Source organism: Streptomyces sp. NPDC041713 (genome assembly GCF_055591085.1).
This window is the reverse complement of sequence record NZ_JBVIZY010000009.1, coordinates 52,580-67,454: the sequence shown is the minus strand read 5'-3', so window position 1 is coordinate 67,454 and position 14,875 is coordinate 52,580. Positions and strand designations below refer to the sequence as shown.

Here is a 14,875-nt window from a genome sequence, read left to right as displayed (position 1 = left end):
CCGCACGTTTGTTCACGCGGGTGATGGGTGGGTGGCCGCCGACGGCACGAGGGAGAGGGTCTTCACCGCCCTGCTTGCCCAGGCCGACGCCGAAGGTGACCTCGACTGAGTCGTCGCGGTCGACTCCGCCATCGTGCGCGCGCACCAACACGCCGCAAGGGCCCGTCAAAAGGGGCCCCGGCCGGCGAGCCGGAAGACCATGCCCTCGGCCGGTCCCGCAGTGGACTGACCACGAAGATCCACCTCGTCGCGGACGGGAGCTGCCGACCGCTGGCATTCGTCGTCACGCCGGGCAAGGCCGGTGACGTACCCGCATCCGAGCACGTCATGGCCCGCCTGCGGGTACCACGACGGATCGGCCACCCCAAGACCGCCACTGGCCTTCGACCGCGACGCCTACAAACACCGCAACACCGTGCATCAACAAGCTCAAACAATGGCGAGGTTTGGCCACTCGCTGCGACAAGCCCGCCACCAACTACCTCGCCGGACTCCACCTCCATCTTCATCTGGTCGGCGAGGTGATCCGAAGGAAACGGCCTAGCGCCCTTGGGTAGTTAAACCAGACAATCTTTTGATGTGGGGATGACTGGTGCGGTGTCCAACTCGTCCGGGGGCTCGGGGTTGTTGAGGCGTGAGTCGGTGGGGGTGGTCCGAACTGATTCGGTCAGAAGATCTTGGTGGTCCTCAGAGCTGTGCGAATCTCGCTTACGGTCTCGGATGAAAGATCAGCTTTGGACACCTGACCAGGTCCGGAGCTGTCGGGGCACCACGCAAGGCGCCCCGGCCATTCACCTGAGGGGAAACTTATGCGTGCCCGTATCGCTGGCCGTGCGTCCTTCGTAACGCTGGCTGCCGCTGCCCTGGCAATGGGGACTGTGTCCGTGAGTCACGCCGACTCAGTGGACAGTCCGCAGATCGTTGATGAGGCCACGTATACAAGTGCGGGAGGGGTGGACCCCAGGTCCATGCTCCCCAAGGGCGAAGCCGCCCCTGCCGAGGGTGCGGAGGTCGACGCCTTCGCAGATCTGCTCGTTAACACTTCGGGGCTCGAACTGCACCAAGGGCCTATCAAGGAGGAATACGAAGAGATCGGTCAGACGCTGCGGTTCACCATGGGCGACAAGGACTACGCCCATCCTCTGATCGTCACCCGGGTGACGGTGAAGGGAGATGTGCCCGAGTCCGTCATCGCCTCTGAGGGGGATATGACGCACCGCACTACGCTCCCTAATGGAGACCAGCTCATGACCGCCCAGGGCGGCGATGGAATCATGGTGGCCACGCTTTCCAAGACTGGCCAGTTGACGACGTGGTCGGCGCCCGGCGCCACCGGGGCTGCTCCGTTCACCGTGGAAGAACTCACGGAGTGGGCGACCGCCGTCGATGCCCAGCAGCCGGGCCGTATCACTGTCGCTTCTGCCATGGCACTTCGCGCCAAGCCCAGCTGCCAGCTGATCATCACGAAGCCGTTCACGCACGGAGGCGCCAAGCACATACAGGCTGAGGCCTCGATGCTCTGTACCCAGAAGGGCAAGGGCAACTTCACCGCCGTCCTGCGGCAGTATCACGGGCTCGGCGTGTGGAAGGAAAAGGACATCAAGGCCTACACCAATAGTCAGGGCAAGACCTTCCCGCTGCTCATGAGCTTTACCTGCCGCAAGCTCACGACGTCCAAGTGGATCTACCGCACGGACGTCGCTAACGCCACGCTGCGCAATGGCAACGGGTATTGGGGCAGGCACAACGTTCACTCGGCTACGTCGGGCATTCACTGCGCCTGACGACTCGGCGCGGTTGTCGAGTGCGGTGTGGGTGGCCTGGGTTGGTGCCACACGTCCTGTGAAAGGCCCTGCTAGCGTGTGGGTCATTGAGGCGAGGGTGCTATCGGAGGGAGTCGGGTGCACAGGCAGCGGGCGAGTCGTCCGGACTCGGCAGATCTGGCGGTTGCCGGCTGTGGGTGGGTCCTGATCGTCGCGGTAGTCGCCTTGCCAGGGCTCCTCACGAATGACGGTCCGCTGACGGTGTATTTGGCCGCTCTTGGCATGGTGATTGGGACTCTCTGGGCCAGGAAGAGGCTCCGGCGCTAGGCCGTTTCCTTTGGGTCACCTCGCCGACCAGATGAAGATGGCGGCGAGGTGCAGACCGGCCAGGTAGATGGTGGCGGGCTTGTCGCAGCGAGTGGCCAGGCCTCGCCATCGCTTGAGCTTGTTGATGCACCGCTCGACGGTGTTGCGCTGCTTGTAGTTCTCGCGGTCGAAGGCCGGTGGACGGCCGCCGAGCCGCTTTCGGTTGGCAGCCTGGGCCGCCGACTGCGGGATCACCACCCGGATTCTCCGCTGTCGAAGACGGAGGCGGATCGCCCGGGACGAATATGTCTTGTCGGCCAGGACAACTTCCGGCGTGACCCTCGGGCGGCGGATCCGTCTGGGCACCCGTAAGGGGGCCATGACGTGCTCGGATGCGGGTACGTCACCGGCCTTGCCCGGCGTGACGACGAATGCCAGCGGTCGGCAGCTCCCGTCCGCGACGAGGTGGATCTTCGTGGTCAGTCCACTGCGGGACCGGCCGAGGGCATGGTCTTCCGGCTCGTCGACCGGGGCCCCTTTTGACGGGCCGCAAGCGGGACGGTGAGGACCCTCTCCCACGTGCCGTCGGCGGCCCACTTCCGCAGCCGGTTGTGAGCGCCCTTCCACGAGCCGAAGTGTGGGCAGGTCCATCCACGGCGTGCCGGTGCGGTACTAGAACACAATCGCGTCGATCACCTGCCGGTGATCACGCCACCGCCCACCCCGCCGAGGGGTCCGGTCCAAGAGCAACGGCTCGATGCGGGCCCAATGGGCGTCAGTCAACGACACACCTAGACCAACGATCCAATGACCTGAAAAGAACGCCCTAGCCCAGCCGCACCCGCGCCAGTTGCCGCGACTGGGCCACCAGGCGGTCCGCGCTGTCCCAGACCTCCGCGTCCTCCTCCAGGAAGCCGCCGGCGAGGTTGCGGGTGGTGATGGCGACGCGCAGCGGGCCCGGGGCCGGGCGGTGGCGGACGTGGACCGTCAGTTCCACGGTCGGCACCCAGCCGGTGAGACCCATCTCGAAGGCGGTCGGCGGCAGCGCGTCGACGGTGAGCAGCAGCGACAGCGGGTCCGCGGGGCGGCCGTCCGCGAGGCCGAACCAGCCGCGCATCTCGCCCTTGCCGGACGGCTGTCCGAGCGCCCAGCCGAGCGTGGCCGGGTCGAGCTTGAGGAAGAGGCGGTCGGCGATGGCCGAACTGCCGGGCACCGGACGGTGGTCCGGAGCGTCTTGCGCGCCGAAGCACTGGTCGAGCGGCGGGAGGACGGGCGGCCGCGCGGTGGTGCGGACGTCGTCGGGCAGCGCGTCGAGGTCGCCGTACGAGGCGAGGACGCGGATCCGCTCCACCTCGCGGCCCTCCTCGTCGTACTGGAAGAGCGAGGCCTGGCCGGTGGAGAGCGAACGGCCCGCGCGCACCACGTCGGTGCGGACCACGGCGGGGCCGGGGTGCGACGCCGTGAGGTAGTGCGCGGAGACGGTGAAGGGGTCGGCGTGCGGCAGGGCGTCCGCGAGCGCGCGGCCGAGCACGGCGAGGAGATAGCCGCCGTTGACGGCGTTGATGATGGTCCAGCCCGCGGAGAGCTCGGTGTCGTAGACCCCCGGCTCCCGGCGGGTGAGCGCGGTGTCGCGGTCGAACTCGCTGTCGCCGATGGTCGCGTGCGCCGTTCCCGGGATGGAGGACACCGCCGCCTCCGATGCTGCCGTTGCCATGCCAGCAACGTACAACAGGAAACTACTGAGCGGTAGCTTTTTCTGCCCACCCACCCTTCGGCCACCGCTACGGCGTCTCCTTCGCCTCCGCCTCCACCGCGGTGGACCGCCGGTTCCAGGCGCGTGGGGCCCGCCAGTGGTAGTGCAGCGCGAGGAGCCGCAGGACGAACGCGGTCACGGCGGCGAAGCCGCTGGTGAAGGCCGTGAGGACGCCGAACTCGATGCACAGGGCGACCATCGTGGCGCCCACGATGGCGGGCACGGCGTACAGGTCGCGGTCCCAGCGGACCAGCGAGGGCACCTCGTTGGCGACGATGTCGCGCAGCACGCCGCCGCCCACCGCGGTCATCAGGCCGAGGGCGGCCGACGCGGTGAGGCCGAGGCCGTAGTCGTACGCCTTGGTCGTGCCCGAGACGCAGAACAGGCCGAGCCCGGCCGCGTCGAAGACGTTCACGGCGAGCTGGGTGCGCTCCACCTCCGGGTGCAGGAAGAAGACCAGCGCGGCCGCGAACAGCGGGGTGATGAAGTAGCCGAGGTCGGTGAAGGCGGCCGGCGGCACCGCCCCGATGACCAGGTCGCGGAAGAGCCCCCCGCCCAGCGCGGTGACCTCGGCGAGCACGGCGATGCCGAAGACGTCGAAGTTCTTGCGCACGGCGAGCAGCGCGCCGGAGATCGCGAAGACGAAGATCCCCACGATGTCGAGCGAGTGCTGGACGGAGGGGGTGAACAGATCCTGGAGCACGCGCCATTCTTACCCGCGCACGGCGCGGCACCGCCGCCACCGTCACCCGGAGTTGGGACTTTGAGGCCCCAGTGGCCCGTATGCCAGGGGCCGACCACGGAAAAGTCCCAAGAAAGACTTCAATGAGAAAGTCGAAGGAGTGTGGTTCGGAGCGGCCGGACCGTTCGGCGGAGGGAGTGCGGGAGATGAAGTTCGTGCTGGAGGTCGACCTGGGTGAGGCGGCCTTCGAGGGGAAGGCCGCCGACGAGCTGGGGCGGATCCTGCGGTACTGGGGCGGCAACCTGAAGCACTACGAGCTGCAGCCCGGCGCCGGTGAGGCCGTGTACGACTCCGGGTACCGCGAGGTCGGCGGCTGGCGGATCACCGCGCCGGAAGCGCCGGCTTCCCCTTCGTGAACAGCCAGGTGCGGAAGAGCCCGTCGAGCTGTTCGCCGGAGATCCTCTCGGCGAGGCGGACGAAGTCGGCGGTGCTCGCGTCGCCGTACCGGTGCTCCTTCACCCAGGTGCGCAGCAGCCTGAAGAAGTCCTTGTCGCCGATGCGCTCCCTGAGGACCTGCAGGGTCATCGCGCCGCGCTGGTAGACGGCCGAGGCGAACATCGTGTCGCGCTGCGGGTCGCCGACGACGGTCTGCCAGAACGCGGAGTCGGCGGGGCGGGAGTCGTAGGCGGCCCGGAAGGCGTCGTGCGCCGAGCCGCGCCCCTTGTGCTCGCCCCACAGCCAGGGCCCGTACGTCGCGAAGCCCTCGTTGAGCCAGATGTCCTTCCACCGGCTGGGCGAGACGGCGTCGCCGAACCACTGGTGGGTCAGCTCGTGCACGATCGTGCCCTCCGAGCGCACCGCCGAGTAGATCGGCTTGGTCTGGGTCTCCAGGGAGAAGCCGGCCTGCGGCATGTCGTCGACGATCGCGCCGGTCTCCTCGAAGGGGTACGGGCCGAACACCTCGGACCAGTGGTCGGTGACCTCGGCCGTGATGCCGTACACGTCGACGTCGCCGGCGGGCAGCGTCGGGTCGACGGCCACGTAGATCGGCGTGCCGGCCGGGGTCTTCCCGGTCCGCACGTCGAACTTCCCGATGGTGGCGGTCGCGAGGTAGGTCGCCATCGGCTTGGTCGAGCGCCAGTGCGCGACGCGCTGTCCACCCTTGCCGTACGTGCCCACCAGGCGGCCGTTGGAGACCGAGGTGAGGCCCTTGGGCGCCGTGATGCGGATGTCGAAGGCGGCCTTGTCGGAGGGGTGGTCGCTGGACGGGAACCAGGTGGACGCGGCGTTGGGCTCGCAGGCGACGAAGACGCCGTCGGCCGTCTTCATCCAGCCGTAGTCGGAGCCGAAGACGATGGGGCCGGTGAGCGGTTCGGGCACGCCGCCGTAGGTGACCGTCACCGTGAAGGTCTTGTTCTCGCGCAGGGCCTCGCGCGGCGTGATGCGGATCTCGTCGCCGGCGCGGGTGAACCGCGCGCGTCTGCCGTTCACTTCGATCCGGGTGACCGTGAGCTTCTGCAGGTCCAGGTCGAAGGAGGTCAGGTTCTGGGTGGCGCGCGCGGTGATCGTGGTGCGGCCGTCGAGGCGGTCGGTGCCGGGGTCGTACGCGACGTCGAGACCGTAATGGCGTACGTCGAAGCCGCCGTTGCCGAGCTGCGGGAAGTACGGGTCGCCGATGCCGTCGGCGCCGGGGTGGGGCGCGGGGGCGGCGGCGATGAGACAGAACGAGAGCGCCGCGGTGGCGAGCGTGCCCAGACGTGCCGAACGGGAGAGTGCCATGAGTCTTCCCTTCGAACGCGTTCCGATGGGGTCCGTGTCCGTGGCGACGGACACGGAGACTCTGCACTCTCCCGCTGGGGCATGTACATGACCTGGGGCGCGTACTTCGCCCGGGTCAACTTGACTTACGACTCAGTCGACTTCTGGCCCTCGCCCTTCGCGGCGTCGGCCTCGGGAGCCTCGGTCTTCGTGACGGCAGGCTTCTTCGTGACGGCAGGCTTCGGCTCCGCCTTCGCGGGCTCCGCCTTCGCGGGCTCCGCCTTCGCCGGCGTCTCCGTCGCCTTCGGCGTCACCGTCACCACCTCGATCGCCTCCTTGGCCACCGAGAGCAGCTCGGTGTCCTCGGGCGCCTGGTCCGCGGCGTTCTCCGGGTGGTGGCAGGCCACCTGGTGCCCGCCGGCGAGCGCCACCAGCGGCGGCTCCTTCGTCTTGCAGACCTGCGTCGCCTTCCAGCACCGCGTGTGGAAGCGGCAGCCGGTGGGCGGGTCGATCGGCGAGGGGACGTCGCCGCGCAGCAGGATGCGCTCGCTCTTGACGCCGCGCCGCCTCGGGTCCGGCACCGGCACCGCGGAGAGCAGCGCCTTGGTGTACGGGTGCATCGGCGTGGAGTAGAGGTCCTTGCGGTCCGCCAGCTCCACGATCTTGCCGAGGTACATCACCGCGATGCGGTCCGAGACGTGCCGGATGACCGACAGGTCGTGCGCGATGATCACGTACGTGAGACCGAGCTCGTCCTGCAGGTCGTCCAGGAGGTTGACCACCTGGGCCTGGATGGACACGTCGAGCGCGGAGACCGGCTCGTCCGCCACGACCAGCTTGGGCCGCAGGGCGAGCGCCCGCGCGATGCCGATGCGCTGGCGCTGGCCGCCGGAGAACTCGTGCGGATAGCGGTTGTAGTGCTCGGGGCTGAGCCCGACGCGCTCCAGCATCTCCTGCACGGTCTTCTTCACGCCGCCCTCGGGCTTGACGCCCTGGAGCTGGAAGGGCATGCCGACGATGGTGCCGATGGTGTGCCGGGGGTTCAGCGACGAGTACGGGTCCTGGAAGATCATCTGCACGTCGCGGCGGAACGGCCGCATCCGTGCGGTGTTCAGATGCGTGATGTCCGTGCCCTCGAACTCCACGCGGCCGCTGGTCGGTTCGAGCAACCGGGTGATCAGCCGGCCCATCGTCGACTTGCCGCAGCCGGACTCGCCGACCACGCCGAGCGTCTCACCGGGGCGTACGTCGAAGGAGAGCCCGTCGACCGCCTGCACGGCCGCCACCTGGCGCTGGAGCAGCCCCTTCTTGATGGGGAAGTGCTTCACCAGGCCGTCGACCTTGAGCAGCGGCTCGGGCGAGCTCTTCGTCTGCGCCGGGATCGTCATCTCCTGGCCCTTCACGTCATCGTTCACAGCTTCGGCGCAATCTCTTCGGTCCAGATCCGGGTGCGCTCGTCCTGCGACATGTGGCAGGCCGAGTAGTGCCCCTCGGCCACGAGCCGCAGCTCCGGACGCTCGCGCCGGGTGATCTGGTCCTTGGGGATGTCCGCGTAGGGGCAGCGCGGGTTGAAGGCGCAGCCGCTCGGCAGGTTGATCAGGCTGGGCGGGGAGCCCTTGACCGGGATGAGCCGCTCGGTCTCCTCGCGGTCGATGCGCGGCATCGAGCCCAGCAGGCCCCAGGTGTAGGGGTGCTGCGGCTCGTAGAAGACCCGCTCGGCGGTGCCGCGCTCGACGCACCGGCCGCCGTACATGACCAGGAGCTCGTCGGCCATCTCGGCGACGACGCCCAGGTCGTGCGTGATCATGATGACGGCGGAGCCGAACTCCTTCTGCAGATCCCGGATGAGGTCGAGGATCTGCGCCTGGACGGTCACGTCGAGGGCGGTGGTCGGCTCGTCCGCGATGAGCAGCTCGGGGTTGTTCACGAGCGCCATGGCGATCATCGCGCGCTGGCGCATGCCGCCGGAGAACTCGTGCGGGTAGGAGTCCACCCGCTTGTCCGGCTGCGGGATGCCCACGCGGTCGAGCATCTCGATGGCGCGCCTGCGGGCGGTCTTCTTGTCGACGTCGTTGTGGACCCGGTACGCCTCGGTGATCTGCTTGCCGATGGAGTAATACGGGTGCAGCGCGGAGAGCGGGTCCTGGAAGATCATCGCCATCTCGCGGCCGCGCAGCCTGCGCACCTCGTCCGCCGGGGCGCCGAGCAGCTCCTTGCCGTCCAGCCAGATCTCACCGGAGATCTGCGCCTTGCGGGCGCCGTACTGCCCGGCGGTGTGCAGCCCGAGGATGCCCAGCGAGGTCACCGACTTGCCGGAGCCGGACTCACCCACGATGCCGAGGGTCTTGCCCTTCTCCAGCTGGAAGCTGAGCCCGTCGACGGACTTGACCACACCGTCGTCGGTCGGGAAGTGCACCTTGAGGTCGCGCACCTCGAGGAAGGCGGAGGGAGCGGCCGCGGCGGCGACGGGCTCGCCCACCGCGGCTCCGCTCTTGGACAGTTCGGTCATCCCAGCCTCACTCGCGGGTCGATGACGGCGTACATAAGGTCGACGACGAGGTTGGCCACGGCGATCGCGAGCGCCGCGCACAGGGTCACGCCGAGAATCACGGGCAGGTCCTTGCTGCTGATGGCCCTGACCGCTTCGAGGCCGAGCCCCGGCAGGTTGAACGTGGACTCGGTGAGCACGGCGCCGCCCATCAGGACGCCGAGGTCGAGTCCGAAGACGGTGAGGATCGGCGTCATCGCGGAGCGCAGCGCGTGCCTGCGGATGACGGTGGCCTCGCCGAGCCCCTTGGCGCGCGCGGTGCGGATGTAGTCCTCGCCGAGCACTTCGAGCATGGTGGCGCGGGTGAGACGGGCGTACATCGCGGCGTTGAGGAAGGCGAGCACGATCCACGGCAGGATCAGTGTCTGGAGCCAGACCCCTGCCGAGTCGTCGGTACTGAGGCTGTCCGCGATCTTCACCCAGCCGAGGTTGTGGACGAAGATGCCCATCGCGATCATGCCGGTGAAGAAGACGGGGAGCGAGACGCCGCCGAGGGCGACGGTCATCGCGGAGCGGTCCCAGATGGAACCCCGCTTGAGGGCGGAGACCACACCGGTGGCGACACCCGCGGCGAGCCACAGGACGCAGGCGCCCGCGGCGAGCGCGCCGGTGACGGGCAGCGCGTCCTTGAGGGTCTCCCAGACGGGCGCCTCGGTGCGGAAGGAGTAGCCGAAGCAGGGCGCCGGGCAGTGCGTGACGTCACTGCCGTTGACGTAGTCGCGGCCCATCGGGATGCCCTTGATGAACTCCCAGAACTGGACGAGCAGCGGGTCGTCGAGTCCCAGTTTGGTCCGGATGCCTTCGATCTGCTCGGCTCCGGTGGCCTTGCCGGCGAAGAGGACGGCGATGTCCTGTCCCGCCCACTTGGGCAGCATGAAGAAGACGGTGAAGGTCGCGAGCAGTACGACCAGCACCATGATGATTACGGCGATCAGGCGCCGGATGAGATAAGCAAGCACTGTGCGCGGCCCGGCGGTGGCCGGAGCCCCCTTGTGAGGAGCTCCGGCCACCGCCCGGGGCCATCACCTGCCCTTCGGACTGGCGGGATTCGGCGGCGGTGGGACGATCAACTGCGGGTGCCCGGGCGGGTGTTACTTCTTGACGCCGAGCGAGGCGTAGTCGTAACGGCCGTTGTAGCCGTCGGACATGTAGGCGTTGGTCAGCCGCGACCCGCGCCAGGTGATGTTCTTCTCGTAGAGGAAGGGCATCCAGTCGGCCTGGTCGAGGATCTTCTTGTCGAGCTTCTTGTAGACCTCGCCGGCCTCGGCCGGGTCGGTCTTCGAGATGGCCTTGTCGAAGAGGGCGTCGACCTTCTTGTCCTTGATCTGCGACTCGTTGTAGTTGCCGGTCGGGTTCAGGAAGCGGCTGTCGAACAGCGGCTGCGCGTAGCCCTGGCCGGACGGGAAGTCCGGGCCCCAGCCGCTCATCGTCATGCCGTAGCCGCGCTTCTTCACGACGGACGGCGAGCCGGTGATGCTGGAGGTGTCGGCGCCGTCGAGGGAGTCGACCTGGACGTTGATGTTGACCTTCTTCAGCGCCTCCTGCAGCGCCTCGGCCGCGTCGACCTCACCCGGGTTGTTGCTGCGGGCGGTGAGCTTGGTGGTGAAGCCGTTCGGCTTGTCGCACTGCTTCAGCTCGTCCTTGGCCTTGGCGACGTCCGGCTTGCCCTTGCGCGCGAGGACGCCGTACGGGTCGTACTTGCTGTAGCCCGGGATCGCCACGGGGAAGGTGCTGTTGGCGATGTCGCCGGCCGCGACCTTGCCGCCGCGGGTCTGCTGCAGGCTCGCGAAGTCGGTCGCGTAGAACACGGCCTTGCGGCAGTGCACGTTGTCGAACGGCTTGGCGTTGTGGATCAGCGCGACGTAGCGCACGAAGGACGTGTGCATGTTGTCGACATTGGCGCGGTGGTCGGTGACGGCGCTGACGCGGCCGGACTGGGTCATGCCCGTGCCGTTGAGGTCGACGTCGAAGTCACCCTCCATCAGCTTCTTGTCGTTCTCCTCCTGGTTGGCGGAGATCGTCACGTCGATGACGTCGGGCAGGGCCGCGCGGATCGGGTCCGAGGACTTCTGCCACTTGTCGTTGCGGACCAGCACGATCTTCTTGTTGGACTTGTACTCCTTGAACTTGTAAGGGCCCGCGGAGAACGGTCGCTGGGTGTACTTGGCCTTGGTGTCCTTGGCCTCCTTCACCGGCGAGCCGGTGGGCATGGCCAGGAACTGCTCGAAGTCGCCGTTGCGCTTGGGCAGCTTGAAGATGATCGTCTGGTCGTCGGGGGTCTCGATCGCGTCGAGGCCGCCCTTGTCCTTGTAGGGGCCCTTGTACTTGCCCTTGGGGTCGAGCGTCTGGCGGATGTAGCCGGGACCACCGGTGATGGTGTCCGTCGCCCAGGTGCGCTCGATGCCGTACTTGATGTCCTTGGAGGTCAGCTTGGAGCCGTCCTCCCAGGTGAGACCGGAACGCAGCTTGTACGTGTAGGTCTTGCCGTCGTCGGAGATCTTCGCGGTGGAGGTGGCGAGGTCCGGGACCAGCTTCGTGCCCGCCTTGCCCGGCTTGGTGTCGTAGGTCACCAGCTGCCGGGTGTAGAAGCGCATGAAGTCCCACGTCATGCCGTAGTAGGCACGCTGGGGGTCGGCGGAGTCGAGGTCCTGCTTGCCGACCATCTTCAGCGTGCCCCCCTTCTTCTTGGAGGGGTTGGCGATCTTGTTCAGCGCCGCGTTGTAGCCGGCACCCTTCGAGTCGCTGTCGCCACCGTCACCGCCGCCGCACGCCGTGGTGGTCACCAGCGCCGCGACGACGAGGGCCGCACCGCTGGTGAGCCGTCGTTTCGTGGAACCTGTGGGCATTTTCTCGTAACCTCCGAGATCGCGGTCCCTGGCCTAGTGCTGCCGGAGAACCATGGTTAAAGCCACCTGACATGCGGCAGGGGCAAGCCAATTGGGACCTTCTAGCGCGTCCCCTTCGGGTCGAGCGCGTCCCGCAGCCCGTCGCCGAAGAGGTTGAAGGCCAGCACGGTGATGAAGATCGTGACGCCCGGGAAGACCATGAACATCGGGTCGTGCTCGTACGTCTTGAGCGCGTCGCGCAGCATGCCGCCCCAGGAGGCCGTCGGCGGCTTGACGCCGGCGCCGAGGAAGCTGAGGGCCGCCTCCGTGAGGATGTTGGTCGGGATCATCAGCGTCGCGTAGACGGTGATGGGCGCGACCAGGTTGGGCAGCAGTTCGCGGAACAGGATGTGGCGCTTGCCGCCGCCGAGGCTGCGGGCCGCCTCCACGTACTCGCGCTCACGGAGCGAGAGGGTCTGGCCGCGGACGATGCGGCCGACGTACGGCCAGCCGAAGAAGCCGATGACCATGACGAGGATCGCGACGCGCACGCTGGTGCCCTCCAGGCCCAGCAGGTCGTCGGGGAGCACGGAGACCAGCGAGATGATGAAGAGCAGCTGCGGGAACGAGAGCAGGACGTCCATCACGCGGCTGATCAGCGCGTCGACCCAGCCGCCGAAGTAACCGGCGATGATCCCGAAGAGGGTGCCGAGGGCCACCGCGACGATGGCCGCGAGGAACGCCACCAGGAGCGAGATCCGCGCTCCGTAGACGATGCGGCTGAAGACGTCGCGGCCCTTGTTGGGCTCGACGCCGAAGAGGAAGTCGCCGCTCACGCCGCCGAGCGAGCCGGTGGGAAGACCGGTCAGCTCGTCCAGCTTGTCCTGGTGGAAGTCGTTGGGCGGGTGGCCGAGCAGGCTCACGATCAAAGGCGCGAAGACGGCGACGAGCACCAGGACCAGCACCGTGATGCCGCCGGCCAGGGCGACCTTGTCCCGCTTCAGGCGGTTCCAGGCGATCTGCTTGAGGGACCGACCCTCGACCTTCTTCACCCCTGCATCAACTGCGGGGGCGACGTCCTCGGTCGGATCCGCGTCCGCAGGTGTGTCATGCAATGGTGCCGTCATCGTGGCAGGGACCCCTCTCAACCGGTGGTGACCGGCCCGCACTTGCCGCTGTAGCGACGTGATCAGTCCGTCGTACACATGGGGCGAAGGCCCCTTGGAGCGGGAGTCTTCATCCACGTCGCGATCTGTTACCAGACTTGACGGGGAAAGGATGCGCAACCGTGATGCTGATCGAGGTGTTCCGTTATCCGGACGTCAGTGAACGAGGGGCGAACACGGGGCAGTTGGGGCGCAAGCCGTCACGCCTGCCCATAGGGCCCCACCAGCACTACAACGGACATCACAGCGGTCGGCGCTGCTCAGCGGCGCTAGTACTGCGCCGGGTAGCCGTAGCCGCCGGCCGGCGCGGGGGCGGGCTGTGCCTCGCGGTCGTAGAAGGGGCGGGCGTTGGCGCGGAGCCACATGGTGACCGGGTCGTCCTCGTCGGACATCGCGACCGTGGAGACCGGCAGGCCCTCGGGGACGGCCGGAATCGACTGCTGCATCATCGTCCGCACGGCGTCGACGGACGGCGGCGAGGTGTCGTACACGTCGAGGCCGATGGCCAGATACGGCGCCCCGAGCGCGGGCTGCACCCAGGCGCGGCGCAGCGAGCGGATCACCGGGGTGCGGTGCGCGTTCTGCGTCAGGAGCGCGTAGAACTGCGGGATCTCGATGCTCGGTTCGGTGAGCCGGAGGGGTCCCGCGGGCAGCAGGTCGAGGCCGGTGGCGATACGGCGCAGATCCAGCCACGGGATGCCGACGCCGCCGCCCGGCGCGTGCGGGTTGAGCCAGAGGCCGTAGTGGTCGGGGTAGAGGGTGCGGGCGACGTCGGTGCCGCGCACCACCTCGTAACTGCGGTTCCAGCCACTGGCGGAGAGCTCCTGGGCGGAGGTCACACAGGGGGCGTAGCCGAGGCCTTCGACCTCCATGTTGCCGTACTGGGCGTCGGGGGATCCGGCCTGGCCGTGCCAGAGCAGCATCCACACCTGGTCGGCGGCGAGGGCGCGGAGCAGCGCCTCGTAGGCGTCGTAGCGCCCCGGGGTCACCTGGCGCAGCAGCTGCTCGACCTTCCCCGGAGCCCGCGACTCCGCTCGAGCAGGGGAGGCCCCATCGTCCGCGGCCGTGCCCGACGCACTCACCCGTAACCGCCCCTTCGCTTCGCACCCGACTGCCCGACAACCGAACCGTGCACCCCGCCGTCCGGGCACGCAGGTGCCCCGACCGGGTCATGGAACCAGCTTAAGCGGCGATCCCGGCGCGGACTTGACGTACGACACCTCGGGTCCCGTCGTACGGCGCCCGTGGCCCGGCCCGCCGCTTTCGGCCCCGGCGCGCCGCCCGGCCTCAGCCGACGCGCTGATAGAAGGGCCGCACCCGGGCCCGCAGCCAGTCCCCCACCGGGTCCTGCGCCACGTCGAGCAGCACGAGGTTCACCGCCCACGGGACCGGGGCCTGCCCGAGGGCGCGGCCGAGCGCCTCCATGGGCAGGTCGCGGGCGTTGCCCTCCCAGGTGGCGAGTTCGACGCCGACGAAGAGGGTCGGGTCGTCGGTCTCGACGTCCGCCAGGCAGCGGCGCGCGGTGAGCACGACCCCGCTCGCCTCGAACTCGCGGCCCGCGGCGGCCAGGAAGTCCACCGGCTCCTCCTGCCAGTCCGGTTCGTAGAGCCGCACGCGGCCGCCGGTGGCGGGGCCGTCCAGCGCGGAGCGGCCGGCCCTGCAGAGCTCGGCGACGGCGGCCGGCGGCAGCGGGGCGCCGACGGTGCCGTCCGGGTTGAGTGCGATGCCCAGCTGCGGGGGCAGGCCGCGGGCGAACTCCACGGCGGGCGCCACGGTGCACCCCATGCGGTCGGCGGCGGCGCCGAGCGCCTGGCGGAACTGCTGCTCGGAGGTGAAGACGGGGACGTACGCCTGGCCCTCGATCTCCAGCGTCGGCAGGTCGAGGGTGCCGCTGTCGGGACCGCCGCCGTTCGGCAGCGGGATCCATATCGCGCTGCGGCCGAGGACCTCCACGATCCGGCCGCCCGCCGATTCGGCGGCGCCGAGGGAGGCCGCGAGGACCTCCTCCAGCTCGTTGCCCGGCCAACCCGCGTACGGATGGGCTTGTGCCTGCGCCGGAAAGTCCATCTGTCCA

At 68.7% G+C, this 14,875-nt stretch carries 12 protein-coding genes and 2 pseudogenes; 3 read left to right on the top strand and 11 right to left on the bottom strand.

What is annotated here, in order from left to right:
* Positions 1 to 34: 34 nt before the first annotated feature.
* Positions 35 to 557, top strand: a pseudogene (locus tag ACZ6CV_RS25805) (transposase); the annotation flags it as partial.
* Positions 558 to 968: 411 nt separating this feature from the next.
* On the top strand, positions 969 to 1,784 hold the full coding sequence (locus ACZ6CV_RS25800; RefSeq protein ID WP_469253076.1) for a hypothetical protein: 816 nt from the start codon (positions 969 to 971) through the stop codon (positions 1,782 to 1,784).
* Between the two features lie 321 nt (positions 1,785 to 2,105).
* On the opposite strand, the pseudogene ACZ6CV_RS25795 reads toward ACZ6CV_RS25800, so the two are convergent.
* From ACZ6CV_RS25795 to ACZ6CV_RS25785, 3 genes and pseudogenes are all read right to left on the bottom strand, one after another.
* Positions 2,106 to 2,873, bottom strand: a pseudogene (locus ACZ6CV_RS25795) (IS5 family transposase).
* A gap of 22 nt (positions 2,874 to 2,895) precedes the next feature.
* On the bottom strand, positions 2,896 to 3,783 hold the full coding sequence (locus ACZ6CV_RS25790; RefSeq protein WP_469253075.1) for a thioesterase family protein: 888 nt from the start codon (positions 3,781 to 3,783) through the stop codon (positions 2,896 to 2,898).
* A gap of 67 nt (positions 3,784 to 3,850) precedes the next feature.
* Positions 3,851 to 4,525 carry a trimeric intracellular cation channel family protein gene (locus tag ACZ6CV_RS25785; RefSeq protein WP_362373864.1) on the bottom strand — a complete coding sequence of 225 codons (675 nt, stop codon included), beginning with the start codon at positions 4,523 to 4,525 and terminating at the stop codon, positions 3,851 to 3,853.
* 185 nt (positions 4,526 to 4,710) lie between these two features.
* On the opposite strand from ACZ6CV_RS25785, the gene ACZ6CV_RS25780 reads away from it, so the two are divergent.
* Positions 4,711 to 4,920, top strand: a complete 210-nt coding sequence (locus tag ACZ6CV_RS25780) for a hypothetical protein (RefSeq protein WP_469253235.1) — start codon at positions 4,711 to 4,713, stop codon at positions 4,918 to 4,920.
* Here ACZ6CV_RS25780 and ACZ6CV_RS25775 read toward each other — a convergent pair.
* The 8 genes from ACZ6CV_RS25775 to ACZ6CV_RS25740 all read right to left on the bottom strand — a co-directional run bounded on the left by ACZ6CV_RS25775 (position 4,886) and on the right by ACZ6CV_RS25740 (position 14,868).
* Positions 4,886 to 6,283 carry a M1 family metallopeptidase gene (locus ACZ6CV_RS25775; RefSeq protein WP_469253074.1) on the bottom strand — a complete coding sequence of 466 codons (1,398 nt, stop codon included), beginning with the start codon at positions 6,281 to 6,283 and terminating at the stop codon, positions 4,886 to 4,888. The two genes, ACZ6CV_RS25780 and ACZ6CV_RS25775, sit on opposite strands and share 35 nt — an antisense overlap.
* 125 nt (positions 6,284 to 6,408) lie before the next feature.
* Positions 6,409 to 7,650, bottom strand: coding sequence for an ABC transporter ATP-binding protein (locus tag ACZ6CV_RS25770; RefSeq protein WP_469253234.1), 1,242 nt, complete (start codon positions 7,648 to 7,650; stop codon positions 6,409 to 6,411).
* A 23-nt stretch (positions 7,651 to 7,673) separates the two neighbouring features.
* Positions 7,674 to 8,771, bottom strand: a complete 1,098-nt coding sequence (locus tag ACZ6CV_RS25765) for an ABC transporter ATP-binding protein (RefSeq protein ID WP_469253073.1) — start codon at positions 8,769 to 8,771, stop codon at positions 7,674 to 7,676.
* Positions 8,768 to 9,769, bottom strand: a complete 1,002-nt coding sequence (locus tag ACZ6CV_RS25760) for an ABC transporter permease (RefSeq protein WP_362373859.1) — start codon at positions 9,767 to 9,769, stop codon at positions 8,768 to 8,770. The genes ACZ6CV_RS25765 and ACZ6CV_RS25760 overlap by 4 nt, the downstream gene beginning before the upstream one ends.
* Positions 9,770 to 9,901: 132 nt before the next feature.
* Entirely contained in the window at positions 9,902 to 11,656 is a 1,755-nt protein-coding gene (locus tag ACZ6CV_RS25755; protein ID WP_469253072.1) for an ABC transporter substrate-binding protein, read from the bottom strand.
* A gap of 101 nt (positions 11,657 to 11,757) precedes the next feature.
* On the bottom strand, positions 11,758 to 12,762 hold the full coding sequence (locus ACZ6CV_RS25750; protein ID WP_362373856.1) for an ABC transporter permease: 1,005 nt from the start codon (positions 12,760 to 12,762) through the stop codon (positions 11,758 to 11,760).
* Positions 12,763 to 13,070: 308 nt separating this feature from the next.
* Positions 13,071 to 13,883: an enhanced serine sensitivity protein SseB C-terminal domain-containing protein gene (locus ACZ6CV_RS25745; RefSeq protein ID WP_469253071.1), complete on the bottom strand. Its 813-nt coding sequence runs from the start codon at positions 13,881 to 13,883 to the stop codon at positions 13,071 to 13,073.
* Positions 13,884 to 14,088: 205 nt separating this feature from the next.
* Positions 14,089 to 14,868, bottom strand: coding sequence for an enhanced serine sensitivity protein SseB (locus ACZ6CV_RS25740; RefSeq protein ID WP_469253070.1), 780 nt, complete (start codon positions 14,866 to 14,868; stop codon positions 14,089 to 14,091).
* Positions 14,869 to 14,875: the final 7 nt, after the last annotated feature.

Coding starts and splice junctions, on each gene's coding strand:
- ACZ6CV_RS25800 (WP_469253076.1), top strand. CDS start 969: ATGCTCCCCAAGGGCGAAGCCGCCCCTGCCGAGGGTGCGGAGGTCGAC.
- ACZ6CV_RS25790 (WP_469253075.1), bottom strand. CDS start 3,783: ATGGCAACGGCAGCATCGGAGGCGGCGGTGTCCTCCATCCCGGGAACG.
- ACZ6CV_RS25780 (WP_469253235.1), top strand. CDS start 4,711: ATGAAGTTCGTGCTGGAGGTCGACCTGGGTGAGGCGGCCTTCGAGGGG.
- ACZ6CV_RS25775 (WP_469253074.1), bottom strand. CDS start 6,283: ATGGCACTCTCCCGTTCGGCACGTCTGGGCACGCTCGCCACCGCGGCG.
- ACZ6CV_RS25770 (WP_469253234.1), bottom strand. CDS start 7,650: ATGACGATCCCGGCGCAGACGAAGAGCTCGCCCGAGCCGCTGCTCAAG.
- ACZ6CV_RS25765 (WP_469253073.1), bottom strand. CDS start 8,771: ATGACCGAACTGTCCAAGAGCGGAGCCGCGGTGGGCGAGCCCGTCGCC.
- ACZ6CV_RS25755 (WP_469253072.1), bottom strand. CDS start 11,656: ATGCCCACAGGTTCCACGAAACGACGGCTCACCAGCGGTGCGGCCCTC.
- ACZ6CV_RS25750 (WP_362373856.1), bottom strand. CDS start 12,762: ATGACGGCACCATTGCATGACACACCTGCGGACGCGGATCCGACCGAG.
- ACZ6CV_RS25740 (WP_469253070.1), bottom strand. CDS start 14,868: ATGGACTTTCCGGCGCAGGCACAAGCCCATCCGTACGCGGGTTGGCCG.